This is a genomic window from Arboricoccus pini (genome assembly GCF_900187945.1).
GTDB lineage: Bacteria > Pseudomonadota > Alphaproteobacteria > Geminicoccales > Geminicoccaceae > Arboricoccus > Arboricoccus pini.
The window spans coordinates 111456-134299 of sequence record NZ_FYEH01000001.1; the positions used below are offsets into that span (position 1 = coordinate 111456).

Consider the following 22844-nt stretch of genomic DNA (forward strand, 5'->3'; position numbering starts at 1 on the left):
ACTGCAGCTAGGCGGCGGCCTCGATGATGAGGTCGCTCACTTCCCGCGCATGCGAGATCAGCGACAGATGTGAGGCCCGCAGCTCGATGGTCTTGGCCTTCATGCGGGCGGCAAGGAAGCGCTCGAACTCGGGTGAGATCGTCCGGTCGTTGGTCGAGACGGCATACCAGGACGGCTTCGAGTGCCAGGCTGCCTCGGTGGTCCTGGCATCAAAGAGCGTGTCAGCGATCCTGCCCTGACAGGCATAGAGGACGCGTGCCCTGGCAGGCTCGATGTCACCGGCGAAATCCTCGAGGAAGGCAGCCTCGCTCAGTTGGGCAAAGCCGCCCGCATGGACGAGCCCGGCACTGGCTGGCGGCTTTGGATAGCGTGCCGCCAGGGACGCGAAGTCCTCGCCGGCGTCCGGCGCGCGCGCCGCCACATAGACCAGCGAGGCCACCTTCGGGTGGACGCCCGCCTCGCTGATCACCGTGCCGCCCCAGGAATGGGCGACCAGGACCGTCGGGCCGTCCTGGAGATCGAGGATGCGCCGCGTGGCGGCGACGTCGTCGGCCAGCGAGGTCAGCGGGTTCTGCACGGCTGTGGCATTCAGGCCCGCTCGCTGCAGCCGACCGATGACGTCGCTCCAGCAGGAGCCGTCGGCATAGGCGCCGTGCACCAGGACCGCGTTCTTGATGCCGTGCCCGGCGGATGCCGGCCTTGCCGCATGGGCGGTGCCGGCATCCAGGGCGAGAAGGCCGCTAAGTCCAGCCAGCGCCAGGCCAAAGCCGCGCCGGCTGGCACGGATGCCATCTGTTGCCTGGCCGGGCGCGGGGATGGTGTCGATCGGGGTCATGCGCTCTACTTCCATGGGTTCACGTGCGAGCGGCCGCCAAGTGCGGTCCGAATGCCTATTCGCGCCGGCAGCGGCGATCGCACGGGTCTCACGCGTTCGTGATCGATCCTGACCCGGCCGCGCCGGCTTGGCGCATTGCGTGACGGGGCCGGGCGGCGAATGGGTGGTCCATGGATGACTGGGAGCAGAGCTGGTCGGCGGCGATGCGGGCCGAGCGACGGGGCGATGCCGCCACCTATGCCTGGCTGTTGGGCGAGGTGGCGGCCTATCTGCGGCCGCGCCTTTGCCAGCGCCTTGCCCGACTGGGGCAGGGGCCGGACCTCGCGGAGGACATCCTGCAGGAGGTGCTCTTGGGCATTCACCTGAAGCGCCACACCTGGGAGGTGGACCGGCCCTTCACGCCCTGGCTGGCCGGCATCGTCCGCTACAAGCTCATGGATGTGACGCGCCGCGTGCGGCGCGAGGCCGGGCGCCGCTACGTGCCCGAGGTGGCGGAGTGGTTCGAGGCGATCGCAGCACCGATCGAGGACCTGGACGCTCGGCTCATCGACAAGGAGAAGCCCTTGGCCGACCTGCCGCACAAGGAGAGCGACGTCGTTCGGGCGTTGGCGATCGAGGGCGCTTCGGTCGGGACCACGGCCCGGCGTCTGTCGATCAGCGACGGTGCCGTGCGCCTTCTCTTCCATCGGGCGCTCGCGCGCATCCGCGGCCGTGCTGTCCAGGCGCTCAAGGATATCGGTTCATGAGCACGCCCGAGGCGACCGACCAGCTGATGGCCAAGCTGGCCGCCCAGTCGGGCCAAGCCGTCCAGCCCTGGCCGCTTTGCCGCCGCCTTTGCCTCGCGGCTTTGGTCTCGCTGGGCGGCGTGGCGCTGCTGGCGGCCTCCCTCCTGGGCGTGCGGCCGGATTTCATGGCCAGCCTTGCGACGACAAGGCAGATTTTCAAGATCGGCGCGGTCCTGGCCCTGGCGCTGGGGGCGCTGACGCTGGCCCTGGCGGCCGCCCGGCCGGAGCGCGGTCGTCCGGTCATTCAGGCACTTCTGCCCGGGCTCGTCTTGCTCCTTCTGGGGGCAGCCCTCGACCCGTCTGGCTCGCTCTGGGGGCGCGGGCCGACCTCGCCGCTCTTTTGCCTCGGGGCAATCCTGGGGCTGGCGCTCCTGCCCTTCGTCCTGATCTTCATCACCTTGCGCCACGAGGCGCCGGCCCGGCCCGGTTACGCCGGTGGCGCGGCCGGCCTCCTGGCAGGCCTTCTCAGCGCGCTTGGCTATACGATCGCCTGCCGGGCGGATTCAGGCCTCTTCGTTGCCGTCTGGTATGGGCTGGCGATCCTGCTCGTGACCCTGGCGGGCACCGTTCTCGGCCGGCGCCTGCTCGCCTGGTAGCGCCGCCAGATAGAGGGCAAGGCGTCTGGCCCCTCGGTCGCGCGCCTCGAGGGCCATGACGGGCTCGGGGATCGCGTCCAGGACAAGAGCACCCTTTTGGGCTGCCATGTCCCGCAGCCGCGCCAGGATCGCTGGCTGGCCCTTATAGCAAAGCCAGGCAAGGCCGGTGCGCAGGCCCGCCATGAGGGTGCCGGCCTCGTCGCCGCAATCAGCCAGGAGGGGGACACCCAGCGCCTCTTCCAAGGCTCGGACATAACCGACGCCCAGATAGGAGAGGGCGCCCTCGGCCGTCGCCAGCCGCACCGTGGTACCCCTGGCCGCTGCTAGGTCCAGGACGGCCCGGCCCTGCTCGAGATCATGGATACGAACGGTGAGCATAAGGCGACCTTGATCGGGTCAGTCCTGCCGCAGGGCGGTGATGCCCGGCAATTCCTTGCCTTCCAGCCATTCGAGGAAAGCGCCGCCGGCTGTCGAGACGTAGGAGAATTTATGGAGCACGCCCGCATGGGCCAGGGCCGCCACCGTGTCGCCGCCGCCGGCCACGGTGGTCAGCTTGCCCTCCTCGGTCAGCCTCGCCGCCGTCTGGGCCACCGCCACCGTCGCCTTGTCGAAAGGCGGGATCTCGAAGGCGCCAAGCGGTCCGTTCCAAAGCAGCGTCTTGCAGGCCAGGAGCGTCTTCTCGATCGCATCGATCGACACCTGGCCGACATCCAAGATCATGTCGTCCGCACCGACCTCGCTGACCGAGACCGTCTTGGAGGGTGCGTTCGCCTCGAATTTGGTGGCGACGACGCCATCAGACGGGAGCACGAGCTCGACACTCCGGCTCTTGGCCTGGGCCGCGATCTCGTTGGCCTTCGCCGTCAGATCCTTCTCCGCCAGCGACTTGCCGATCGAGAGCCCCTCGGCCAGGAGGAAGGTATTGGCCATGCCGCCGCCGATGATGATCTTGTCGACGCGGTCCAGGAGATTGCCCAAGACATCGAGCTTGGTCGAGACCTTGGCCCCGCCGACCAGGGCCGCCGCCGGGCGGGCGGCACCACCCAGCGCCTTCTCCAGCGCCTCGAGCTCGGTCTGCAACAGCCGGCCGGCATAGGCCGGTAGATCCGCCGTGATGCCGACGACCGAGGCGTGCGCCCGGTGCGAGCAGGAGAAGGCATCGTTGACATAGATGTCGCCCAGCGAGGCCAGCGCCTTGGCGAAGGCCGGGTCGTTCTTCTCCTCGCCCGCATGGAAGCGGAGATTCTCAAGCAGCGCGATCTCCCCGTCCTTCAGCGCGCCGACCACGGCCTCCGCCGCAGGGCCGACGCAATCATCGGCGAAGGCCACCTTCGTGCCGGCCAGGACCTGTGAGAGGGTCTCGGCAATGGGCCTCAGGCTCATCGAGCTCTCGACGCGGCCCTTGGGCCGGCCGAAATGCGAGATGACGATGACCTTGGCCCCCTTGCCGGCCAATTCCTTCAAGGTTTGGGCGCCGCGCTCGATGCGGGTGGCATCGGTCACCCGGCCATCGGCCATCGGCACGTTGAAATCGACGCGCACGATGACGCGCTTGCCCTTGGCGTCCAGCCCGTCCAGCTTCTTGAAATCGGCCATATTTCCTATTCTCCGAACACCTGTTCTTGGCAAAAGGGCGTAGGCGCTAGCCCCGCCCGTGTCCATGTGACTGGCGACCCCACTGCCCGAACGGGCGGCATTCCTGACCTCAGGACCAGCGCGCGCCTGAAAGAATGATCCCGGCGCCGGCCAGGCAAAGGAGGGCGCCCAGCAGGTCCGGCCGCTCTGGCCGCACGCCCTCGACGGCCCAGAGCCAGAGGAGTGAGGTGGCGATATAGATGCCGCCATAGGCGGCAAAGGCGCGGCCGGCAAGCTCGCTCCCGGCCAGAGTGAGAAGGCAGGCGAAGAGCACCAGCGCCACTATGCCGGGCACGATCCAAAGGGGCGAGCGGTCCAGCCGCAGCCACGACCAGAAGGCAAAGCAGCCGGCGATCTCGAGCAGGGCCGCCGCCACGAAGACAAGACTAGTGCGCATGGCTTCCCTTTTTCCGCCGCGGCCGACTAAGCTTTGGCGCTCCGAGCTTGCCTCGGCCGCCGGCTTCTGGCGAGATCGCCCGCATGTCCGACTTATTCATCCTCATGCCCTATTACGTGGGCGTGGTCGCACTCGGCATTCTGCCGATCATGAATCCCTTCAGTACCGTGCCCCTGGTGATCGCCCTGACGCGCGACGCCTCGCCCGAGGAGCGGTCGCGTCAGATCCGCATGGCGGTTTTCTACGCGGCCGCGATCCTGGTCTGCTTTCTCCTGGCGGGCAATGCGATCATCGCCCTCTTTGGCATCTCGCTGGCCGGCATCCGCATCGCTGGCGGCCTCATCATCATGGCGCTGGGCTTTCGCATGCTCTTTTCGGGCGAGAATGCGAGCCATCCCTCCGAGGAGACGGCCCAGGCCGCCAAGCGGAATGATCAGCCGGACATCGCCTTCACACCCCTGGCCATGCCCAGCATGTCGGGGCCGGGCTCGATCGCGGCCGTGCTCAGCTATGGCTCGCAGATTCCAGCCGATCACGAGATCTTTGGCTATGTCGTCATCATCCTGGGCATCGCCCTCACGCTCCTCGTCGCGTGGCTGATCCTGGCTTCCTCCTTCAGCATCGCCCGCGTCCTCGGCCGCAACGGCGTCCTGGCGCTGACCAAGATCATGGGCTTTCTCTTGATGTGCATCGCCGTTCAGTTCGTGGCCTCGGGCGTGCACGATTTCATCATAAGCTGGGGCTTTAGTACGACCTGAGTCCCCCGTTCGAGCCCAAGGAGAATAATTCTGGAGTCGATCACGATCATTTTGGGCCTGCTCGCGGCGGTCGTCGCCAGCGGCACGATCGCCCGCATGCTACCGGCTGCACTGCCCTTGCCCGTGTCGCTCGTGCAGATCGCGCTTGGGGCACTGATCGGCTCCTTCGGCGCGCTACGCGTCGAGCTCGACCCCGAGGTCTTCTTCCTGGCCTTCCTGCCGCCGCTTCTCTTCGCCGATAGCTGGCAGATCCCAAGGGAAGGTCTCCTGCGCGACAAATGGACGATCTTGAAGCTGGCGCTGGGCCTCGTCGTCTTTACCGTTCTAGGTCTCGGCCCCCTCATCCATTGGATGCTCCCGGTAATGCCCCTGGCCGTCTGCTTCGCGCTGGCCGCCAGTGTCTCGCCGACCGACCCGGTCTCGGTCCAGGCGATCGCCGGAAGGATCAAGGTGCCCACGCGAATGCTGCGTATTCTCGAGGGCGAAGCCCTCCTGAACGATGCCTCCGGCCTGGTCTGCATGCGCGTGGCCGTGATCGCCGCGCTGACCGGCGGCTTCTCCTTGAGCTCGGCGTTGAGCCTGTTTCTCTGGCTTTCGCTGGTCGGTATCGCGCTCGGCATCGGCGTCACCCTTCTGATCACCAGGGTCGCCGCCTGGATCAGGCGCCATTTTGGCGAGGAGAGCGGCAGCCATATCCTGATCAGCGTTCTCACTCCTTTCGCCGTCTATCTCCTGGCGGAACATTTTGGGGGCTCGGGCATCCTCGCGGTCGTCGCTGCGGGCATAACGATGAGCTATGCCGAACTCATGGGCGACCAGGGCGCCGGTACGCGCATACGCAGCCTCGCCGTCTGGGACGCCATCCGGTTTGCTACCAACGGCGTCATGTTCGTGCTTCTGGGTGAGCAGATGCCCGGCATCTTCACGGCCGCTCTCTCGCAGAGCCGTGATCATATCGGCTGGCCGCTGCCCCTCGTAGCGCTGATCATCGTCCTGGCGCTGGCAGCGCTGCGGTTCACGTGGGTATGGTCGTCGTTGCGCATTACGGTGTTTCGTTCCCGTCGACGGGGCGTCCCGGCGCCGCAACCGCCCGTCTTTCTCCTCCTCGCGGCCTCGGTGGCCGGCGTGCGCGGGGCCGTCACACTGGCCGGCATCCTCACCTTGCCGCTGACCCTGCCGGACGGGTCGCCCTTTCCGGCGCGCGAGCTGGCGATCTTCCTGGCCGCCGCCGTGATCCTGCTCACGCTCGTCGCGGCGAGCTTCCTCCTGCCGCCGCTCATCCGCCATCTCCATCTGCCGGAGGAGAATGAACTCGCAGCGCAGGAGGCAGCCATGCGCGTGCAGGCAGCCGAGGCGGCGATCCAGGCGATCGGCAAGGAGCAGCACGCGATGGCGGAGGGCCGGCAGGACACCGACCTCTATGCCGAGGTCAGCGCCCGGCTGATGGATCTCTATCGTCGCCGGCTGGAAGGGACCGCTGCCAGCGAGACGGACGCGGCGACTAACCGGCGCCTCGTCGAGATCGAGCGTGAACTGCGCCTGGCCGCTGTCCGCGCCGAGCGCGAGACGATCCTGCGCGCCGCACGTCGTCGCCGCATCAATGACGAGGTCCGCCGCAAGCTCATTCGCGAGCTCGACATCCAGGAGGTTCGCTTCCTCTCCATGGCCGGCCGCTAGACTAAGTTTCTAGCCGTCCCAGCCGCTTTCAGAAGAGGATAGTGCCCGTCAGCCCGCCTTTGGGCTTCAAGGCGAAGTCGGGTATCGCGCCGGCCTTTACATAGCCCAGCCTGGCGTAGAGGGGGGCGGCACCGCCCTCCTCGGCAGTGTCTAGGACGAGGAGAGTCTTGCCGCGCTCGCGCGCGATCGTCTCGGCTGTTCGCATCAGCGCGGAGGCGATGCCGCGATTCCGGAACGCAACCAGAATCATCAATTTGGCGATTTCCGCGCGATGGGGCTGGTTGGGCGGAAAACTGAGCATAAGAGTGACCGTGCCCACCAACTGGTCGTCGATGAAGGCGCCAAGGACGACGCGCTCGCCGCGCGCAGCCGCCGCCAGCGAGCCGCGCCAGAATTCTCGGGCGTCGGCCTCGGCCATGGGATACATGAAATTGACCGAACCGCCGCTGGCGACCGTCTCGACTAGCAGCCCTGCCAGCGCCTCCAGATGGTCAAGCGAGGTGAGGGGCCGGATCGCCGGTGTCGAGAGGGGGGCCGTCATTCGTTTGGGTCCCGGCCTCTCGCGCGAGGAGCCGGGTTCCACAAGATGGTCAGAGCTTGCCGATGGCGACCGAGGTATCGACCATGCGGTTGGAGAAGCCCCACTCATTGTCATACCAGGACGACACGCGCACGAGCTTGCCCTCGAGGACCTTGATGTTCTTGAGGTCAACGGTCGAGCTGACCGGGGCGTGGTTGAAGTCGATCGAGACCAAGGGTTCCTCGTGATAGTCGAGGATGCCTTTGAGCGAACCCTCGGCCGCCGTCTTGATCAGGCCCTGGATCTCCTCGACCGTGGTCTCGCGCTTGGGCACGAAAGTGAGATCGACCAGGCTGACATTGGGGGTCGGCACGCGAATCGCTACGCCGTCGAGCTTGCCCTTGAGCTCGGGGAGGACGAGACCCACGGCCTTGGCGGCGCCGGTCGAGGTCGGAATCTGCGAGAGAGCCGCGGCGCGAGCCCGGTGCAGATCCTTGTGGAACACGTCCAGGAGATGCTGGTCGTTCGTGTAGGAGTGGATCGTGGTCATGTGACCGCGCTCGATGCCCACGCCGTCATTGAGGACCTTCGCGACCGGTGCCAGGCAATTGGTCGTGCAGGACGCGTTCGAAATGACCTGCATCTCGGGCGAAAGCCTGTCCTGGTTCACGCCATAGACGACCGTGAGGTCGGCACCGTCCGCTGGTGCTGAAACGAGAACGCGCTTGGCCCCGGCCCTGATATGCCCGGATGCCTTTTCCTTGCTTGCGAAGATGCCAGTGCATTCCAGCACGAGGTCGATGCCCATATCCTTCCAGGGCAGATTGTCGAGCGAGCGCTCGGCCAGCAGCTTGATCGGCCCATGGCCGACATCAACCGTGTCGCCCTCGAACTTGATCTGGCCTTTGAAACGACCATGGACACTGTCATATTTGAGCAGGTGCACGTTCGTGGCCGGCGGTGCCAGATCGTTAACCGCTACGACCTGAAGGTCAGTGCGGTTGTTCTCAACAATGGCGCGCAGCACGGCGCGCCCGATACGCCCAAATCCGTTGATCGCGACCTTTAGTGCCATCGATAGATCTCCCGTTTACTTTCTCTCGCCCGCCGCCCTGAAAGCCGCGTGTCGTCACTTGCCCAGCAGTATTCGCTAGGCCTGCCGCCATCCCTCCAGGCGGGCTCAATCCCGCCTGGAGGGATGGTTAGCCTCTCAGTTTTTGGCGACTTTCAAACCGAGCTCGGCCACCGCCTCGCCGGTGATGCCGAAATGCTTGTAGACCTTGTCGATCGGTCCGCTGGCCCCGAAGCTGCGCATGCCGATCACGTGCTTGTCGGTCTCGACATAGCGGGTCCAGCCAAAGGTCGAGGCAGCCTCGATGGCGATCCTGGGTGCCTTGCCCAGCACCTGCGCGCGGTAGTCCTCGTCCTGCTCGTCGAACAGTTCGAAAGAGGGCAGCGAGACGACGGCCACCTTCAGGCCCTTCTCTTCGAGCAGCTTCGCCCCGGCGATGGCAATCGTCACCTCCGTGCCGGTCGAAAGGATCGTCAGCTCGCGATCGTCCTTCTTGCCGTAGATCACATAGCCGCCCTTGCGGGACAGATTTTCCGTCCCGGGCTCGGTGCGCAGCGTCGGCACTTCCTGGCGCGAGAGTGCCAGGATGCTCGGCCGCTTCGTCGATTCCAGCGCGATCTGCCAGCACTCCGCCGTCTCGACGGCATCCGCCGGCCTGAGCATCAAGACGTTGGGCATGGCGCGGAAGGAGGCCAACTGCTCGATCGGCTGATGCGTCGGCCCGTCCTCGCCGAGGCCGATCGAATCATGCGTCGCGACGACGATCGTCCTAATGCCCATCAAGGCCGCAAGGCGGATCGCCGAACGGGCGTAATCGGTGAAGATGAAGAAGGTGCCGCCGTAGGGGATGACGCCGCCATGCAGCGTCAGGCCGTTCAGGGCAGCCACCATGCCGAACTCGCGCACACCGTAGCTCACATACCGGCCCTTGAAGGTCGGCAGCTCGAGCGGCGTGGTCGAGGGCGTGTTCGTCAGGTTCGAATGCGTGAGGTCGGCCGAGCCGCCGATCATCTCCGGGATCGCCGCGGTCAGCACCTTGAGAGCTTCCTGGCTGGCCTTGCGGGTCGCCCATTTGGGCTTGTCCGCCTTCAGCTTGGCCACATAGTCGGCGATCGTCTTATCCGTGCCCTCGGGCAGGCCGCCAGCGATACGCCGCTCGAACTCGGCCTTCCGGTCGAATTTGGCCAGCCGCTGCGCCCACTCTTCGTGGATCTGCCTGTTGCGGCTGATTGGTGCCCGCCAGGCGGCATAGATCTTCTCGGGAATCTCCCAAGGTGCGTAGTGCCAGTGCGCGGCCTCGCGCCAGCCCTTGATCTCGTCCGGTCCGAGCGCCGCACCGTGCGACTTCTCCGATCCCGCCTTGGTGGGCGCGCCCTTGCCGATGATCGTCTTGCAGGCGATCAGGGTCGGCCGGTCCGAGTTCTTGGCGGTGGCGATCGCCCGGTCGATCGCGTCGGCGTCGTGGCCGTTGATGCGCACGGCGGCCCAGCCATAGGCGTTGAAGCGCTCGACCACATCGTCGGTGAAGGCCAGCGCCGTCGACCCGTCGATCGAGATGTCGTTGTCGTCATAGAGGACGATTAGCTTGGAGAGCTTCAGATGCCCGGCCAGCGAGCAGGCCTCGTGGCTGATGCCCTCCATGAGACAGCCATCGCCAGCAAAGACGTAGGTATAATGGTCGACCAGGTCCTCGCCATACTCGGCAGCCATGAGCCGCTCGGCCAGCGCCATGCCAACCGCCGTGGCCAGGCCCTGCCCCAGGGGGCCGGTCGTGGTCTCGATGCCGTCCGCGTGGCCGTATTCGGGATGGCCTGCCGTCCGGTAGCCGAGCTGACGGAAATTCTTGAGCTCCTCGGTCGTGATCTGCGGATAGCCCGTCAGGTGCAAGAGCGAATAGAGCAGCATCGAGCCGTGGCCGTTCGAGAGCACGAAGCGGTCGCGGTCGGGCCAATGCGGATCAGCAGGATCGAACTTCAGATGCTTGGTGAAGAGGACGGTGGCGATGTCGGCCATGCCCATGGGCATGCCAGGATGACCCGAATTGGCCTTCTCGACCGAGTCCATGGCCAGCGCGCGAATTGAATTTGCCAGCTCGTCATGGGTGACGACCGTTCCGTTTGTTGGCGCGCTCATCGCACTCTCCCTTTAATCATATCGTCGGTAACTCCGCTTGCGGCCGGGGACTGTGGGCCAGATGAGGATAAAATCAACTGCCCGAAATGACGGGTCAGGTATCAATGAAATGCGGCTGACCCGCATCTCGGGCTCGTGATCGCGCCGCTCATTGATCAGATCGCGTCGCATTCGCGTCGCTCATCGGCCAATTGACGGAGAGCGGCGGCGATGCGAGGACTGGCCTTGGCGGAATTTCTCGGACGAGCAAGGACTTGAGCAAAGGCCAGACCAGCCAGGCCCTCATGCGGGCGGAAACGCGGCTCCAGGCTGCGGTGGCGCGGATCGAAGCGGCCGTGCGCAAGAGCCGGACTACGCCTGGAGGGCAGATCCGGGCGGAGCGAGATGCCTATGCACGGGACTGTGAGTTGCTGCGTGCCGAATGCGATGGGTTGCGGCGGGAGCTTTCGGGCGTGATCGAGCGGCATGCCAAGCTCGAGACCGCGTCCCGTGAGGTTGAGCGCCGGCTGGACCGGGTCATTGGCGAACTTGGCGAGATGAGCGATGAATGATCGTTTTCGCCGCGTGGCGCCAAAAAAGGGAGTAGGCCCAGCATGCCGTTGATCGAGATCTCGATCGCCGGGCGGCGTCATCAGGTGCAATGCGGCGATGGCGAGGAGCCTCGCGTCAGGAAGCTTGCCGCCTATATCGACAGCAAGGCCACCGAGATCGCCAGAGGCACGCCCAAGGCCGGCGGTAGCGAGCTCTTGATGCTGACGGGCCTCTTCATCACCGACGAGCTCTTTGATCTCTATGCCGAGTTGCAGCGCTGGCGAAGCGGCGGCGAGGGCGGTCCGCCCGACGGGCTGAGCGAGGAGGCCGCGTCGGTCATCGATCGTGTGGCGGCCCGTCTGGAACAGCTTGCAGTAGCTCTCGAGAATACCTAACTGATCGCTCGGGGCTGCCCGGTTTGTCCGGTATCCACATTAATGCTCTGGGCCTAATTCGTTCCTAAGGGAGCTGTTCCTGCCCTGACCGTGGTCAGGGCAAACGGCGCCCACCTGCTGAGCAGGTCCCAGGGATGAGCGGGATGCAAACGGCCATGGTGGCTCCACCCCTTTCATTGGCATGCCGACGGGCAGCGCATGCCGGTCGCTATGAACGTCTTTCCGGCACAGGTTCTGCCCATGTCTGACGATCAAGCCGCTGCGAAGGCGGCCGCGCGACGAATTCTGCGAGCCCGGCGCCGCACGATCGCCGCGGAAGAGCGTGCCATGGCGAGCCGTCAGGCCGCCCAGCATCTCGTCGAGGCCCTGGCGGACTTCCTGCCTGCCACCGTCGCCGTCTTCCACGCGCTTCCTGAGGAGATAGATGCCGGCCCTCTGATCGCCTGCCTGCGCGCCAGGAGCTGCAACATCGCCCTGCCCCGCCAGATCCGGCCGGGCGAGGCGCTGGCCCTCCATCTCACGGAGCCGGACACGGAGCTGCGGCCCGGCCCCTTCGGCGTTCACGAGCCCCTGCCCGATGCCGCGGCGGCGCATCCCAAGATCATCATCGTCCCGCTGCTTGGTTATGACTTCAAGGGCAATCGCCTGGGCTATGGTGCCGGTTTTTACGACCGGACGCTCGCCCATTGGCGTAAGGTCGAGCCGAACCTCAAGGCCATCGGCTACGGCTACGCGCTCCAATGGATGGATCAACTGCCGGTCGGAGCGGCGGACGAGACCCTGGATGGCGTCTGCACCGAACAGGGCTTCACCTGGATTCGTTAAGGCCGGAAGGAACGGACGGATTTGCGCATTCTCTATGTGGGCGACGTTGTCGGCAGGGCCGGGCGCACAGCCTTGCTTGAGCACCTGCCCGACCTACGCAGCCGCCTCAAGCTCGATGCGGCTGTGGTCAATGGCGAGAACGCGGCCGGAGGCTATGGCCTGACCGCCGCCATCGCTGACGAGTTTCTCAAGGCCGGTACGGATATCTTGACGCTGGGCAACCATGCCTGGGACCAGCGCGACCTCATCAACCATATCAATGGCGAGCCCCGCATCGTCCGGCCGCTCAACATGGCGCCGGGCGTTCCCGGCAAGGGTACGGCCACGCTGCAGACGGCGCGGGGCAAGCGGCTGGTCGTCATCCAGGTCCTGGGCCGGCTGTTCATGAAGCCGGCCGATGATCCGTTTCGCGCCCTGGAGGTCGAATTACGCCGTAATATCCTGGGCGGCACGGCGGATGCCATCCTCGTCGACATTCATGCCGAAGCCACGAGCGAGAAAATGGCGATCGGCCATTTCTGTGATGGCCGCGTCTCCTTGGTGGCTGGCACGCACACCCACGTGCCGACAGCGGACGCGCACATCATGGCCAGGGGGACGGCCTACATGACCGATGTCGGCATGACCGGCGACTATGACAGCGTCATCGGTATGGACAAAGCAGCCTCCCTGCATCGATGGACCACCGACCTTCCCGGCCCGAAGCTCGAGCCCGCCAGTGGTGAGGCCACTCTCTGCGCCGTCCTCGTCGAGACCGACGACAAGACCGGCCTCGCACTGCGCGTCGAGCCGTTGCGCCTTGGCGGGCGCCTGTCGCCCGCCATGCCCTGATGATCGGGCATCTTCGTCCGACGCGGGCCTGCCATCGGCGGGCGCGGGTGGCGGGGCGACGTAACGCGGCCCATATCTGACCTAGAAAGTCCAGGGAGGCTCCAAGATGAAGCGCCGACACAGCTTGCTGATGGGCTTGATCCTTTGTCTCACGGCGAGTGCGACGGCAATCGCGGCCCCGCCGCCCGTGCGTCTACGCGGCACGATCGAGGACGTCTCCACCGCCAGTCTGACGATCGCCGCCCGGGACGGCAGCCATCCCGTCGTCGCCATCGATCCGTCGACCAGCATCAACACGCTGGTGCGGGCTGACCTGGCGGACATCAAGAGCGGCGATTTCATTGGCACGGCTGCCATGCCGGGCAACGGCAACGAGTTGCGCGCCATGGAGGTCGTGATTTTTCCAGAGGCGGCGCGCGGCACGGGTGAGGGCCATTATGACTGGGACCTAGCTCCAGGCAGCAGCATGACCAATGCGACGGTCCAGGCGGCCGTCCAGGGTGTCGATGGCCGTTCCTTGAAGCTGGCCTACAAAGGCGGTGAGACCACCGTCAACGTGCCGCCCGGTGTGCCGATCGTGCGGCCCGTGCCGGCCAGTACGGCGGATCTGGTGGCGGGTGCGGCCGTCTTTGTCGTGGCCGAGAGAAGCGCAGAGGGCGCTTTCAAGGCAAGGCGCATCGTTGTCGAGAAGGGCGGCGTCGTGCCGCCGATGTAGGCTCACGACAGACCCTGGATTTTGTCGGGATCCTGGAAGGGCGCTCCCCCAAAAGCTCTAGCTGTCCGAGTGAATTCCGGCTGTCATTGATGACAGGGCACGCTGGCTGCCCATCAAGTTTCTCCGCCACCGCAGTTTCGCCGCGTCCCACTCCGCTATCAGCGACGCGTTGATGCTTGCCGACGTTGGATCCGATGGCGGACGGCAATGTGGGTTTGCCTCCACACGGACCCTCCGGCTCAGACGCAAAAGCGTCCCATCGGCCGAACACCGGCTTTGTTGAGTGATGCGTGGGCCGGATGCGGCGGCCGAAGCTTCTGAGGCCCTGGTCGCCCCCTCAGCGCTGCGGGGGCAGGATGCGATTGAGCGTACCGTCGCGGCGGACGGCCACATGCCAGATGGCGGCCAGGATGTGCACGGCCACGAAGAGATAGACCAGGAAGCGGCCGAGGACGTGCAGGGTATCGGCTACGTTCGCCAACGTCTCATACTTGCCGAAGCCCGGCACGTCGAAGAGCCCGAAATAGCTGAGTGGGTAACCGGCGGCGACGGTGAGCAGGTAGCCGCTCAGCGCCATGACGAGCAGAATCGCATAGAGCAGCCAGTGATTGATACGCGCTGCTAGCGCCTGCCAGGGCGGAATGTCATGCGGCAGGTCCGGCGCGGGCTTGATGGCGCGCCAGAGGAGCCGCAGGACGACGAGGACGAAGATCGTGACACCCAGGGATTTGTGGATCGTGAAATAGGTGTCGGCGCGGGGGTCGTTATCGGGCAGCGAGCTCATGATCCAGGCGACAGGCAGTGTCGCCATGACCAGGATCGCCGTCAGCCAGTGCAGCCAGACCGCCGGCAGCGTGTAGGCACGTCGCGGCTCGGACGGCAAAGGCGTACTCCGCCCATAGGCATCGTCGAACTCCGATTCGGACATCGACCCGTTCCCCCCTGCATGCGTCAGGCCTTGGCCCATTCAAGCATTGATGGAACTAGAAATAGTCGCATTCGATAAAAGGACCGAGACTTTCTTAGTCTCATTCATTCCACGTCGAGGCCGAGGGCAGTGGCGATCAATTGGGGCTCGGCCTCGATCTCGACTGTCTTTTCCCTCGCCGTGGTACCGCGGACGAGCTCGAGGCGCGATATCGCGAGGCCGAGCCGTGCCGCCAGGGCCGCCAGGACGGCAGCATTGGCCTTGCCCTGGTCGGGCGGGGCCGTGACCTTGACGACGAGGCGAGGGCGGCCCTGGGCATCGCTGATCAGGCCGCCGATCTCGGCCTTGCGCGCTTTGGGCGTTACCTTGAGATGCAGGAGGACATGCCCGGCCCGGACTTCGATCGGCCCGGTCGTCACCGGGGTGTTCGTCCGGCGCTCAACCGAAGATGAGATATTCGGTGATCAGGTCGCGCACGAAATAGAGGATGAGGATCAAGACGATGGCTGAGATGTCGATGCCGCCCAGGTTCGGCAGGATGTTCCTTATCGGCCGCAGCACCGGATCGGTGATGCGATAGAGAAAGTCGCCGATCTGGTAGACGATTCGGTTGCCGGTGTTCACGACGTTGAACATCACGAGCCAGCTCAGGACCACCGAGGCCAGCAGCAGCCAGATATAGATCGAGATGACAGTATTGATCAGATTGGCGAGGGCGATCATGCGGCGGTCGTCTTCACTTGCTTGAACGTTGCCGCACGTGTCCGGCGGTGCGGCGCACTATAGAGGCGTTCGCCCGTAACTCCACCCCGGCACGCACGATGACCAGCGGCCCCAAGGGCATCTCGGGTGCGAATTCACCATGTTTTAATTCACTGCCCTGCGAGACACCGGCCGGATCTGGCGGGAGCTCGCGCCTTGACAGGGACCGGTCCTTCCCATAGATCGCGCCGCACGGGGCCGTAGCTCAGTTGGGAGAGCGCTAGAATCGCACTCTAGAGGTCGTGGGTTCGACTCCCATCGGCTCCACCATTCCTATCGGCCGGCAAGCGTGCGAGCGACCCGGCCTTGCGTCCATGAAGACCGTGCAGGTGACCTGATGGACGAGATCCAGTACCGGCGCCTAGTGGGCGATGATCTAAAGCGTCATCTGGATGCCCTGGCAGAGCTGCGAATCGCGGTCTTTCGCGACTTTCCTTATCTCTATGAGGGATCGCTGGACTATGAGCGCCGCTACCTCGAAATCTATGGCGAGACGATCGACGCCCTCATCGTCGGCGCTTTTGATGGCGACCGCCTTGTAGGAGCGGCGACCGGCCTGCCGCTCGCAGCCGAGCCGCCCAGCCTGCAGATGCCGCTGGAACAAGCGGGATTTTCCGCCAGGACGATTTTCTATTTCGGCGAATCGGTTCTTCTGAAGCCCTATCGCGGGCGGGGCATCGGCGTGCGCTTCTTCAAGGAACGCGAGACACACGCCACCAGCCTCGGGCGCTTTACCCATATGGTTTTTTGCGGCGTCGTCCGGCCTCTGGACCATCCGCGCCGACCGGCGGGCTACAAGCCACTCGACCTCTTCTGGCAGCGGCGCGGCTTCACGAAGCTGGAAGGTGCTGTGGGCACGATGTCCTGGCGCGATCTCGACGAGACCGCAGAAAGCGAAAAACCGATGCAGTTCTGGATCAAGCCCGTCGGGGACCGCTCGCTCTAGCAGGTCTTAGCGGTATCGAGCGCCAGGCGCAGCGCCTCGTCGACGTCGCGCGGCTCGTACTGCAAGGCGCAGGCGATGATGGCGCTCTCGCTGAGCTCGGTCGCGCGCTCGCGGGTCAGACCGTCCGCCTGCAATTGCCGGCAGAGCATCGTCAGCGCGTCTTTCCAGATCATGCCCGGACGAGACGAGGCGGGCTTGGTAACTTTGGTGGACTGCAGCATCGACACCCTGCCTCCTCATGACACGATCATAAGCGCGACCAACGGCAGACCGCCTCAAGGGTCCGACCCGGGTTCCTTCGAACAATAATTGGCCATCGAAGTTCCCTTGCCGCACGCTGCGGTGAAGTGATTGTAACCTCGGTGTCATCGAACTTTCGCGCTGCGGCGCGATGAGTCAACCCGAAAATTGTTGCATTGCACAATGAGTGGTTGGAGGCGCTGAATACGCATGGCTGACGCGCCGAGGGTGCTTGATGCGTCGTTGGATGCAGCGTGCGTTCGGCCATGCGGCCTGGAGCAGGCAAGGCGTTCGCCACGAGCTTCCATCTCAATAATGGGCGGTTCCTGGACGGCCGGGATTGCAACATGTTCGCCAGCGTCGCTGGTGGTTCGGCCTTCACGACAGGCCAAGGGTGGGGCGGTCCGTCTTCGACAGGATCCGCTCCATGAACGATAGCGGCGCGAATCGGAAATTCGCTGAACGGCTTTATCTCGACGGGACGGCGGCGCTTTGATGATCGTCCCGTTTTCTTGAGGCCGGAGAGGCTGGACAGTGTGCGAGGGCCCACTTATAACCCCGCGCGGCGCCCAGGTAGCTCAGTCGGTAGAGCACGTGACTGAAAATCACGGTGTCGGTGGTTCGATTCCGCCCCTGGGCACCATTTGATCCAATAGACGACGCGGCCCGCGTCAGCGGTGCGCTCGGCCCGCACCTGCCGCTCACGCAGCGGCGTGGATCATCCAAGAGGCAATCCGGCGCCGACCCATCGGTTTTAAGTCCGACAGCGCGATAGCCTTTGCGGACCAGATCTCGGACGGCGAAGAGGCAGCCGAGGCCGCTTTCTAGACGAACGTGGCAGCATAGAGATCGGGTTTGAAGCCGACGCGAAGGCCGTTCGGGGTTTCGAGGACCGGGCGCTTGATCATCGAGGGCTGGGCCAGCATGAGGTCCAGAGCCTTCTCCTCGGTAAGATCGGCACGCGCCGCCTCGGGCAGCTTCTTAAACGTCGTGCCGGCCCGGTTGAGCAGCGTCTGCCAGCCGACCTCCCCAGCCCAGGCAGCGAGCTTCGCCCGATCGATGCCGGCCGTCTTGTAGTCGTGGAAGGCATGGGCGATGGCGTGCTCGTCCAGCCATGCACGCGCTTTCTGCATCGTCGTGCAGTTCTTGATGCCGTAAATAACGATCTTGCCGGTCACGCGGAATCCTAGCCTTTCTCGGTCGTCAGCGAGGCATTATCGCTGGCCGCCTGTCAGGCATCCAGGCCCTTGATGCCGGGCTTTTCCTGCTGTCTGCGCCCTCGCCGGCTTGCTCTTCGACTCCCGCACGTCGCTCGATGCCCATAAGCTCGTCATGCTTGTTCCCTTCAGCCTGAGCTCGCAGAGCCTGAGCCACCTCCTCTTCCTCGTGGTGCTGAGACTGCTTTGGGGCCGGCCGCTCCTTGCCGAGATGCCGTAGCCCGGGGCGATGATCGGTGGCGCGCTGACGTTTGCGGCCGTTGCGGGCTCTCGCCTGGCGTCTCCGTCTCGGTCCCGCTCCTGTGGTACTCACGAACGCGGCTTTTGCGCCCAAAGGGTGAAACCCTGGAAGATCTCAGGCTGGCGCGCTTCAAGGGTTGCCCAATGCCCGAGATCGCTGCAGGTGGGCTCGTCTGGAAAGGTCTGGCGATAGAGTGCCCGTACCCTGGCCGCGGGTGCCACCGAACCGCTGAAGCCCGCTATGAACTCGAAGCCCAGGAAGCAGAGGCCCGCCGAGGCCAGGAGATCGGCGATGCCCGGCACGTCGTAGCGGTGTTCCTGGACATGGAACATCAGATCGCGGGCCGCACTCGTGGCGTAGAAATCGTCCCAGCCGGCGAGGTCGGCCAGATCGGCGAAGGTAGGATCGGTAAAGAGCAGGTGGCGAAAACGGCGGATCGAGGCAGGGCCGCCATCGGCCAGGCCGAGTGCCGCTATCCTGGCCCTGGCCTTGACGATCTGGCGCCGGGCGGCCTCGCTGTAGAGCCCGAGCCTGATGACGCCTCCCGGCTCCAGCACGCCCGCCAGCGCCCGCAGCCCGGCCTTGGGATCGTCCATGTGATGGATCACGCCGACCGATTCGATGACGTCGAAACGGCGCTCCAGGGCGGCGACGTTCAGGATGTCGCCATGAAGGAAGGTGACGTTCTGGATGCGCAGGCCGCGCGCCTGGCGGATCGCATAGGCAAGGCTGGCGCGCGACAGATCGAAGGCCGTCACCTCGACGCGGCGATAATTGCGCGCCAGCGACAAAGGATGCTGGCCGGTGCCGCAGCCGGCCGAGAGGACGCGCAGGCGGCCGGCCTCGGGCTGGCTCGGTGCCTGCATGAAGGGAAAGCGGCGTGCGAGCTCGGTTAGAAGGTCGATCTCGGGCAGCGGCGGCAGCGTGATCCAGCGAGGGTAGGGGCTGGCCTCGTACATCGACTGCACGCGCCTGGAAATCGCATTCTCGATCGGCGCGAAACTTTGCAACTCGGCAGCGATTGCTTCCTCCTCGAGAGGATTCTTCAAGGTGGCAACGATCAGAGGGCGCAGCCAGTCCGGCCAGCCAAGGAGCGGGCGGCCGTCCAGGACCGCTGCCACCGGCAGACTGGCCAGCCTGCAATAGAGGGCAACGCGAACGAGTGCTTCGGGATCGATCGCCTCAGGGTCGAGCGCCGTCGCGATCTCCGCCGCCCTTGCCTCCTCGTCCGGCTCGGCCCAGAGCGAATACTCGGCATTGAAGCATTGGCGTGCCAAGGCGGCCGCGAGTGCCGGGTGGGCCATCTCCGCCTTAAAGAGCAAATGGCGTCTAACGAGGATGAGGAAGCGTTCCATTGCCGGATCGAGATTGACGGTCCGGCTGAGGAAGTCCGTCACCAAGGGCTCAGCCGCCAGCGCAGCCAGCAATTGCGCGCCTGACGGATCGTCGAGGCGTCGTACCTGGTCCAGCCGGTGGCGCAGCCGGATCTGGTGGGCGGAGGCCCGGGCCAGGGCCTGGTGATTGGCGTCGCGATCGGCAAGAGAGGCGGCCAGCCGGCGCCAGAGCGTGGCATTGAAACCGTCGGCGCGCGCCATCTCCAGGATCGACGTCATGCCGAGCCTGGCCGCCTTCAGGCGAGGCTCGGCGGCGAGCGCTGCCTCGTAGCTTGAAAGTGCCTCGTCGAACTCACCTTTGGCGTGGAGCTCTTGCGCTGCCGCCAAGAGGTCGCGCGGGTTCGAGGTCGCGGATCTAGCCATTCCCTTCGCCCTCAGGCGATCGTCTCGGCGATGTCTTGGCCGCTCTGCAGGCTCAAGGCGGCGTTGATCAGAGCCACATGCGAGAAGGCTTGGGGAAAATTGCCGATCTGCCGCTTCTTGCGCGGTTCATACTCCTCCGCCAGCAGCCCCACATCATTGCAGAGCCCGACCAGTCGCTCGAAGAGGGCCCGCGCATCCTCCATCCGCCCCTGACCCACATAGGCGTCGACGAGCCAGAAGCTGCAGGCGAGAAAGGCGCCCTCGTCGCCGGCCAGTCCGTCGACCCCGGTCGCAGTGCGGTAGCGCAAGACAAACCCGTCGCGCAGCAGTTCGCGCTCGACGGCGGCTACCGTTCCGACGATCCGCGGATCGTCGGCCGGCAGGAAGCCGGTCGCGGGGATCAGCAAGAGGCTCGCATCCAGCTCCTCGCCGCCATAATATTGGGTGAAGCTGTTGAGCTTCGCGTTAAAGCCACGCTCCAAGATCTCCAGGCGCAGACGCTCGCGCAGTTGGCACCAGCGTTCGAGAGGACCCTCGAGGTCGAATTCCTCGATGTTGCGGATAGCTCGATCGAAGGCCACCCAGACCATCACCTTGGAGAAGGTGAAGGACTGGCTCATGCCGCGAATCTCCCACATCCCGGCATCGGGCTGTTCCCAGATCGTTTCCAGGTGCTCGACCAAAGCACGTTCCATGGGCCAGTTATCCTCGAGCAGGCCCAGCCGCCGCGCTTCATGGAGAGCGCCCATGACTTCGCCAAAGACGTCGAGCTGCAATTGCTCGGAGGCAGCGTTGCCGATCCGCACGGGCTGCGAGTGCTCATAGCCCGAGAGCCAGGGGATCTCATATTCGAGCAGCCGACGCTCGCCCGCCAGCCCATACATGATCTGCATCTGCTGCGGCGCCCCGGCGATGGCGCGGCGCAGCCAGGCGCACCATTGCCGCGCTTCGTCGCGAAAGCCCGACTTCTCGAGGGCAGTCAGGGTCAAGGTCGCGTCCCTGAGCCAGCAATAGCGATAGTCCCAATTGCGGGCTCCTCCGATCGCCTCCGGCAGCGAGGTGGTGGCAGCGGCAGCGATGCCGCCCGTCTGGTAATGGGTCAGCGCCTTGAGGGTCAAAAGCGATCGCAGGACCAATTCGGCATGCGGACCGAAGAGGGCAGGATCGAAGTCCGCGCTCCAGCGCTGCCAGCCCCGCGTGATGGTCTCGATCGCCGCCAGCGCGTCGATCGGCTCGGGTGGCGGTTCGATGGAAGGGGTCCAGGTCAGGACGAAGCAGACGCGCTCTCCCGCCTCGACCTTGAATTCCGCCACGCTGCGCATGGCGATGCCCTCGATCTCGACGCTGGTCGTCAAGGTGAGGCGCTCCGGTCCCGCCACCGCCGTCAGCCTGCCATCCTCGGCCCGGCTCACCCAGGGCATCATCAATCCGTAGCCGAAGCGGATCACGAGCTCCATCTGCATTTTGACGCTGCCGGTCAGGCCCTCGACCACGCGGATGACATTGCCATTACCGTCGCGGCCCATGCAGTCGATGATCCGGACCTTGCCGGTGTCGGTCTCGAAATCGGTCTCGAGTACCAGCGTGCCCGGCCGATAGCGCCGGGCGGTCGAGGGATTGCCATCGGCGGGTGCTAGCAGCCAGCGGCCATTATCGGCCGTTCCCAGGAGGGCCGCGAAGAAGGCCTCCGAATCGAAGCGCGGCATGCCCATCCAGTCGATCGAGCCGTCGCGCCCAACCAGCGCCGCCGAGGCGCAATTGCCAATGAGCGCGTAGTCCTCGATGCGCAACGCCATGCCTTCGCTCCATCCGTTTAATGCGGCAAGAAGCTGGCGCAATTAGGGGGCAAAAGCAAAGGGCGGTAGTCAGTCATTACGTGCTGGCAAAGGCTGCCGGTCGGCGGGCCGGCCCGCGTTCGCACGGGCATCCTGGTTCTGGCCTAACCACGCCCTGGGCACTAGGCGGCGTCTGAAATGACGGTGGCAAATCGCCGTCGAGGAAAATTTAGCGGCAACATGAAAATGCCGTTAGATAGGAAAATATACAATAAACAATAGATGCTATTGCAGCATTAATTCCGCATTAAACCTCAGCCAGCCAGCACGCGGTCCGGGCAGGTATAGACGTTGAAACCCTGCCGCCTGGCAAAGCCCACCATCGTCAGGCCGGCTTCCTCGGCCAGCCGGATAGCCAGCGCCGTCGGTCCCGACACAGCGGCCAAAAGGGAAAAGCCCGCCGTCGCGGTCTTTTGCACCATCTCGGTGCTGCAGCGGCTGGTGAGGACGACGAAGCCCTCGGCTGGCGACAATCCGGCTTTGGCGGCAGCGCCGATCAATTTGTCCAGCGCGTTGTGGCGGCCCACATCCTCGCGCACCATGAGCACCTTGCCGCTGGGTAGGGCATAGCCGGCCGCATGGAGGGCGCCCGTGCCGGCATTCAGCTTTTGCATGCGCGGCAGCTCGTCGAGCGCCCTGGCGATGGCGGATGCCTTGACCGGCAGCGGCCTCGTGCTGGTGGGCAGGGGCCGTAGTGCCCGCTCGATGCCGATGACGCCGCAAAGTCCGCAAGAGGTGCCTCCAGCCATGCTCCGCTGGCGCTGTTCGAGGACGCTCATGCGTGCCTCGGGGATCGTTACATGCACTTCCACACCCAAGGAGACGTCCTGGACTTCCAGGGCCAGCACGTCCTGCTGGCGACCGACCACGGCCTCGGCCAGCGCGAAGCCCAGGCCGAAATCCTCGAAGTCGGCCGGCGTCATCATCATCACCGCATAGTTGACGCCGTTGAAGACGAGGGCGGTCGCGCATTCCTCGCCCACCAGCTCCGGCCGCTCGGCCAGAGCGCGTCCGTCCCAGCGCCAGGCCGGAAACTCCAGTCGCGCTGGGCGCCGGGGCAGCGCCTTCCCTCCGGCGAACGGATCCTCGGCCGCCGAATCGCCATCCACCCAATCGTTCATAAGACCACCATCCTCGCTCGTGTCCGGGGCGGACCTGAAATCGTGCCGGCTGCAACCGCAGGGTGGCAAAACCGGAAGACCTCGCCAAGAGA

Annotated in this window: 26 protein-coding genes, 2 tRNA genes and 1 other RNA gene; 14 read left to right on the plus strand and 15 right to left on the minus strand. The window is 65.2% G+C overall.

The window, feature by feature from the left end; translation table 11 throughout:
- Window positions 1-7 precede the first annotated feature (7 nt).
- The gene (locus tag CFB17_RS00510) at window positions 8-835 is read right to left on the minus strand and encodes an alpha/beta fold hydrolase (protein WP_088559445.1); all 828 of its coding nucleotides are present in this window, start codon (window positions 833-835) and stop codon (window positions 8-10) included.
- Between the two features lie 170 nt (window positions 836-1005).
- Between CFB17_RS00510 and CFB17_RS00515 the strand changes: the two genes are divergently transcribed.
- Window positions 1006-1581: a sigma-70 family RNA polymerase sigma factor gene (locus CFB17_RS00515; protein ID WP_088559446.1), complete on the plus strand. Its 576-nt coding sequence runs from the start codon at window positions 1006-1008 to the stop codon at window positions 1579-1581.
- Complete coding sequence (locus tag CFB17_RS00520; protein WP_088559447.1) at window positions 1578-2216, plus strand: NrsF family protein; 639 nt, start codon at window positions 1578-1580, stop codon at window positions 2214-2216. The genes CFB17_RS00515 and CFB17_RS00520 overlap by 4 nt, the downstream gene beginning before the upstream one ends.
- On the opposite strand, the gene CFB17_RS00525 is transcribed toward CFB17_RS00520, so the two are convergent.
- From CFB17_RS00525 to CFB17_RS00535, 3 genes are all read right to left on the minus strand, one after another.
- Entirely contained in the window at window positions 2124-2594 is a 471-nt protein-coding gene (locus CFB17_RS00525) for a hypothetical protein (RefSeq protein WP_088559448.1), read from the minus strand. The genes CFB17_RS00520 and CFB17_RS00525 overlap by 93 nt on opposite strands.
- Before the next feature lie 18 nt (window positions 2595-2612).
- Window positions 2613-3812, minus strand: a complete 1200-nt coding sequence (locus tag CFB17_RS00530; RefSeq protein WP_088559449.1) for a phosphoglycerate kinase — start codon at window positions 3810-3812, stop codon at window positions 2613-2615.
- 109 nt (window positions 3813-3921) lie between these two features.
- Window positions 3922-4248 (minus strand): YnfA family protein, encoded by a 327-nt coding sequence (locus CFB17_RS00535; RefSeq protein WP_088559450.1) that lies wholly within the window; start codon window positions 4246-4248, stop codon window positions 3922-3924.
- 83 nt (window positions 4249-4331) lie between these two features.
- On the opposite strand from CFB17_RS00535, the gene CFB17_RS00540 reads away from it, so the two are divergent.
- Window positions 4332-5006 carry a MarC family NAAT transporter gene (locus CFB17_RS00540; protein WP_088559451.1) on the plus strand — a complete coding sequence of 225 codons (675 nt, stop codon included), beginning with the start codon at window positions 4332-4334 and terminating at the stop codon, window positions 5004-5006.
- Window positions 5007-5057: 51 nt separating this feature from the next.
- Entirely contained in the window at window positions 5058-6683 is a 1626-nt protein-coding gene (locus CFB17_RS00545) for a Na+/H+ antiporter (RefSeq protein ID WP_243389648.1), read from the plus strand.
- A 28-nt stretch (window positions 6684-6711) separates the two neighbouring features.
- Here the strand turns inward: CFB17_RS00545 and CFB17_RS00550 are convergent, their stop codons facing one another.
- The 3 genes from CFB17_RS00550 to tkt all read right to left on the minus strand — a co-directional run bounded on the left by CFB17_RS00550 (window position 6712) and on the right by tkt (window position 10408).
- The gene (locus CFB17_RS00550) at window positions 6712-7224 is read right to left on the minus strand and encodes a GNAT family N-acetyltransferase (RefSeq protein WP_088559453.1); all 513 of its coding nucleotides are present in this window, start codon (window positions 7222-7224) and stop codon (window positions 6712-6714) included.
- 49 nt (window positions 7225-7273) lie between these two features.
- Window positions 7274-8278 (minus strand): type I glyceraldehyde-3-phosphate dehydrogenase, encoded by a 1005-nt coding sequence (gene gap, locus CFB17_RS00555; RefSeq protein WP_088559454.1) that lies wholly within the window; start codon window positions 8276-8278, stop codon window positions 7274-7276.
- A gap of 135 nt (window positions 8279-8413) precedes the next feature.
- Complete coding sequence (tkt, locus tag CFB17_RS00560) at window positions 8414-10408, minus strand: transketolase (protein WP_088559455.1); 1995 nt, start codon at window positions 10406-10408, stop codon at window positions 8414-8416.
- Window positions 10409-10662: 254 nt separating this feature from the next.
- Between tkt and CFB17_RS00565 the strand changes: the two genes are divergently transcribed.
- The 6 genes from CFB17_RS00565 to CFB17_RS00590 all read left to right on the plus strand — a co-directional run bounded on the left by CFB17_RS00565 (window position 10663) and on the right by CFB17_RS00590 (window position 13705).
- Window positions 10663-10959, plus strand: coding sequence for a DUF4164 family protein (locus tag CFB17_RS00565; RefSeq protein WP_088559456.1), 297 nt, complete (start codon window positions 10663-10665; stop codon window positions 10957-10959).
- Between the two features lie 42 nt (window positions 10960-11001).
- Window positions 11002-11334 carry a cell division protein ZapA gene (locus CFB17_RS00570; protein WP_088559457.1) on the plus strand — a complete coding sequence of 111 codons (333 nt, stop codon included), beginning with the start codon at window positions 11002-11004 and terminating at the stop codon, window positions 11332-11334.
- A gap of 8 nt (window positions 11335-11342) precedes the next feature.
- Window positions 11343-11503: non-coding RNA, 6S RNA (ssrS, locus tag CFB17_RS00575), on the plus strand.
- A gap of 71 nt (window positions 11504-11574) precedes the next feature.
- Window positions 11575-12159 carry a 5-formyltetrahydrofolate cyclo-ligase gene (locus tag CFB17_RS00580; protein WP_165769342.1) on the plus strand — a complete coding sequence of 195 codons (585 nt, stop codon included), beginning with the start codon at window positions 11575-11577 and terminating at the stop codon, window positions 12157-12159.
- Window positions 12160-12180: 21 nt separating this feature from the next.
- Entirely contained in the window at window positions 12181-12990 is an 810-nt protein-coding gene (locus CFB17_RS00585) for a TIGR00282 family metallophosphoesterase (protein WP_088559459.1), read from the plus strand.
- Between the two features lie 106 nt (window positions 12991-13096).
- Window positions 13097-13705, plus strand: a complete 609-nt coding sequence (locus CFB17_RS00590; protein ID WP_133063804.1) for a hypothetical protein — start codon at window positions 13097-13099, stop codon at window positions 13703-13705.
- A gap of 337 nt (window positions 13706-14042) precedes the next feature.
- Here the strand turns inward: CFB17_RS00590 and CFB17_RS00595 are convergent, their stop codons facing one another.
- The 3 genes from CFB17_RS00595 to CFB17_RS00605 form a co-directional block, all read right to left on the minus strand.
- Window positions 14043-14633, minus strand: a complete 591-nt coding sequence (locus CFB17_RS00595; RefSeq protein WP_165769343.1) for a cytochrome b — start codon at window positions 14631-14633, stop codon at window positions 14043-14045.
- 104 nt (window positions 14634-14737) lie between these two features.
- The gene (locus tag CFB17_RS00600; RefSeq protein WP_165769344.1) at window positions 14738-15052 is read right to left on the minus strand and encodes a DUF167 domain-containing protein; all 315 of its coding nucleotides are present in this window, start codon (window positions 15050-15052) and stop codon (window positions 14738-14740) included.
- Window positions 15053-15071: 19 nt separating this feature from the next.
- Window positions 15072-15356 carry a YggT family protein gene (locus CFB17_RS00605; protein WP_088559463.1) on the minus strand — a complete coding sequence of 95 codons (285 nt, stop codon included), beginning with the start codon at window positions 15354-15356 and terminating at the stop codon, window positions 15072-15074.
- A 233-nt stretch (window positions 15357-15589) separates the two neighbouring features.
- Between CFB17_RS00605 and CFB17_RS00610 the strand changes: the two genes are divergently transcribed.
- Window positions 15590-15665 (plus strand) — tRNA-Ala (locus CFB17_RS00610).
- 67 nt (window positions 15666-15732) lie between these two features.
- The gene (locus CFB17_RS00615; protein ID WP_088559464.1) at window positions 15733-16341 is read left to right on the plus strand and encodes a GNAT family N-acetyltransferase; all 609 of its coding nucleotides are present in this window, start codon (window positions 15733-15735) and stop codon (window positions 16339-16341) included.
- On the opposite strand, the gene CFB17_RS00620 is transcribed toward CFB17_RS00615, so the two are convergent.
- Window positions 16338-16562, minus strand: a complete 225-nt coding sequence (locus CFB17_RS00620) for a hypothetical protein (protein WP_088559465.1) — start codon at window positions 16560-16562, stop codon at window positions 16338-16340. The genes CFB17_RS00615 and CFB17_RS00620 overlap by 4 nt on opposite strands.
- A 586-nt stretch (window positions 16563-17148) precedes the next feature.
- On the opposite strand from CFB17_RS00620, the gene CFB17_RS00625 reads away from it, so the two are divergent.
- Window positions 17149-17224: transfer RNA gene (locus CFB17_RS00625), tRNA-Phe, on the plus strand.
- Window positions 17225-17405: 181 nt separating this feature from the next.
- On the opposite strand, the gene CFB17_RS00630 is transcribed toward CFB17_RS00625, so the two are convergent.
- Window positions 17406-17759 (minus strand): arsenate reductase, encoded by a 354-nt coding sequence (locus tag CFB17_RS00630; RefSeq protein WP_207761874.1) that lies wholly within the window; start codon window positions 17757-17759, stop codon window positions 17406-17408.
- 109 nt (window positions 17760-17868) lie between these two features.
- Here CFB17_RS00630 and CFB17_RS19060 point away from each other — a divergent pair, with 109 nt between their 5' ends.
- Window positions 17869-18018 carry a hypothetical protein gene (locus tag CFB17_RS19060; RefSeq protein ID WP_165769345.1) on the plus strand — a complete coding sequence of 50 codons (150 nt, stop codon included), beginning with the start codon at window positions 17869-17871 and terminating at the stop codon, window positions 18016-18018.
- A gap of 89 nt (window positions 18019-18107) precedes the next feature.
- Here the strand turns inward: CFB17_RS19060 and CFB17_RS00635 are convergent, their stop codons facing one another.
- From CFB17_RS00635 to fdhD, 3 genes are all read right to left on the minus strand, one after another.
- Complete coding sequence (locus CFB17_RS00635) at window positions 18108-19796, minus strand: methyltransferase domain-containing protein (protein WP_088559466.1); 1689 nt, start codon at window positions 19794-19796, stop codon at window positions 18108-18110.
- A gap of 11 nt (window positions 19797-19807) precedes the next feature.
- On the minus strand, window positions 19808-21592 hold the full coding sequence (locus tag CFB17_RS00640; protein WP_088559467.1) for a glycoside hydrolase family 15 protein: 1785 nt from the start codon (window positions 21590-21592) through the stop codon (window positions 19808-19810).
- A gap of 293 nt (window positions 21593-21885) precedes the next feature.
- Window positions 21886-22752: a formate dehydrogenase accessory sulfurtransferase FdhD gene (fdhD, locus tag CFB17_RS00645; protein ID WP_165769346.1), complete on the minus strand. Its 867-nt coding sequence runs from the start codon at window positions 22750-22752 to the stop codon at window positions 21886-21888.
- Between the last annotated feature and the right edge of the window lie 92 nt (window positions 22753-22844).

Excerpts from the sequence above, each read along its gene's own strand:
- gap (WP_088559454.1), bottom strand. The coding sequence starts at position 8,278 with ATGGCACTAAAGGTCGCGATCAACGGATTTGGGCGTATCGGGCGCGCC.
- CFB17_RS00580 (WP_165769342.1), top strand. The coding sequence starts at position 11,575 with ATGTCTGACGATCAAGCCGCTGCGAAGGCGGCCGCGCGACGAATTCTG.
- tkt (WP_088559455.1), bottom strand. The coding sequence starts at position 10,408 with ATGAGCGCGCCAACAAACGGAACGGTCGTCACCCATGACGAGCTGGCA.
- fdhD (WP_165769346.1), bottom strand. The coding sequence starts at position 22,752 with ATGAACGATTGGGTGGATGGCGATTCGGCGGCCGAGGATCCGTTCGCC.
- CFB17_RS00635 (WP_088559466.1), bottom strand. The coding sequence starts at position 19,796 with ATGGCTAGATCCGCGACCTCGAACCCGCGCGACCTCTTGGCGGCAGCG.
- CFB17_RS00590 (WP_133063804.1), top strand. The coding sequence starts at position 13,097 with ATGAAGCGCCGACACAGCTTGCTGATGGGCTTGATCCTTTGTCTCACG.
- CFB17_RS00570 (WP_088559457.1), top strand. The coding sequence starts at position 11,002 with ATGCCGTTGATCGAGATCTCGATCGCCGGGCGGCGTCATCAGGTGCAA.
- CFB17_RS00535 (WP_088559450.1), bottom strand. The coding sequence starts at position 4,248 with ATGCGCACTAGTCTTGTCTTCGTGGCGGCGGCCCTGCTCGAGATCGCC.
- CFB17_RS00615 (WP_088559464.1), top strand. The coding sequence starts at position 15,733 with ATGGACGAGATCCAGTACCGGCGCCTAGTGGGCGATGATCTAAAGCGT.
- CFB17_RS00620 (WP_088559465.1), bottom strand. The coding sequence starts at position 16,562 with ATGCTGCAGTCCACCAAAGTTACCAAGCCCGCCTCGTCTCGTCCGGGC.
- CFB17_RS00605 (WP_088559463.1), bottom strand. The coding sequence starts at position 15,356 with ATGATCGCCCTCGCCAATCTGATCAATACTGTCATCTCGATCTATATC.
- CFB17_RS00520 (WP_088559447.1), top strand. The coding sequence starts at position 1,578 with ATGAGCACGCCCGAGGCGACCGACCAGCTGATGGCCAAGCTGGCCGCC.
- CFB17_RS00595 (WP_165769343.1), bottom strand. The coding sequence starts at position 14,633 with ATGTCCGAATCGGAGTTCGACGATGCCTATGGGCGGAGTACGCCTTTG.
- CFB17_RS00515 (WP_088559446.1), top strand. The coding sequence starts at position 1,006 with ATGGATGACTGGGAGCAGAGCTGGTCGGCGGCGATGCGGGCCGAGCGA.
- CFB17_RS00530 (WP_088559449.1), bottom strand. The coding sequence starts at position 3,812 with ATGGCCGATTTCAAGAAGCTGGACGGGCTGGACGCCAAGGGCAAGCGC.
- CFB17_RS00640 (WP_088559467.1), bottom strand. The coding sequence starts at position 21,592 with ATGGCGTTGCGCATCGAGGACTACGCGCTCATTGGCAATTGCGCCTCG.
- CFB17_RS00525 (WP_088559448.1), bottom strand. The coding sequence starts at position 2,594 with ATGCTCACCGTTCGTATCCATGATCTCGAGCAGGGCCGGGCCGTCCTG.
- CFB17_RS00550 (WP_088559453.1), bottom strand. The coding sequence starts at position 7,224 with ATGACGGCCCCCCTCTCGACACCGGCGATCCGGCCCCTCACCTCGCTT.
- CFB17_RS00540 (WP_088559451.1), top strand. The coding sequence starts at position 4,332 with ATGTCCGACTTATTCATCCTCATGCCCTATTACGTGGGCGTGGTCGCA.
- CFB17_RS00510 (WP_088559445.1), bottom strand. The coding sequence starts at position 835 with ATGACCCCGATCGACACCATCCCCGCGCCCGGCCAGGCAACAGATGGC.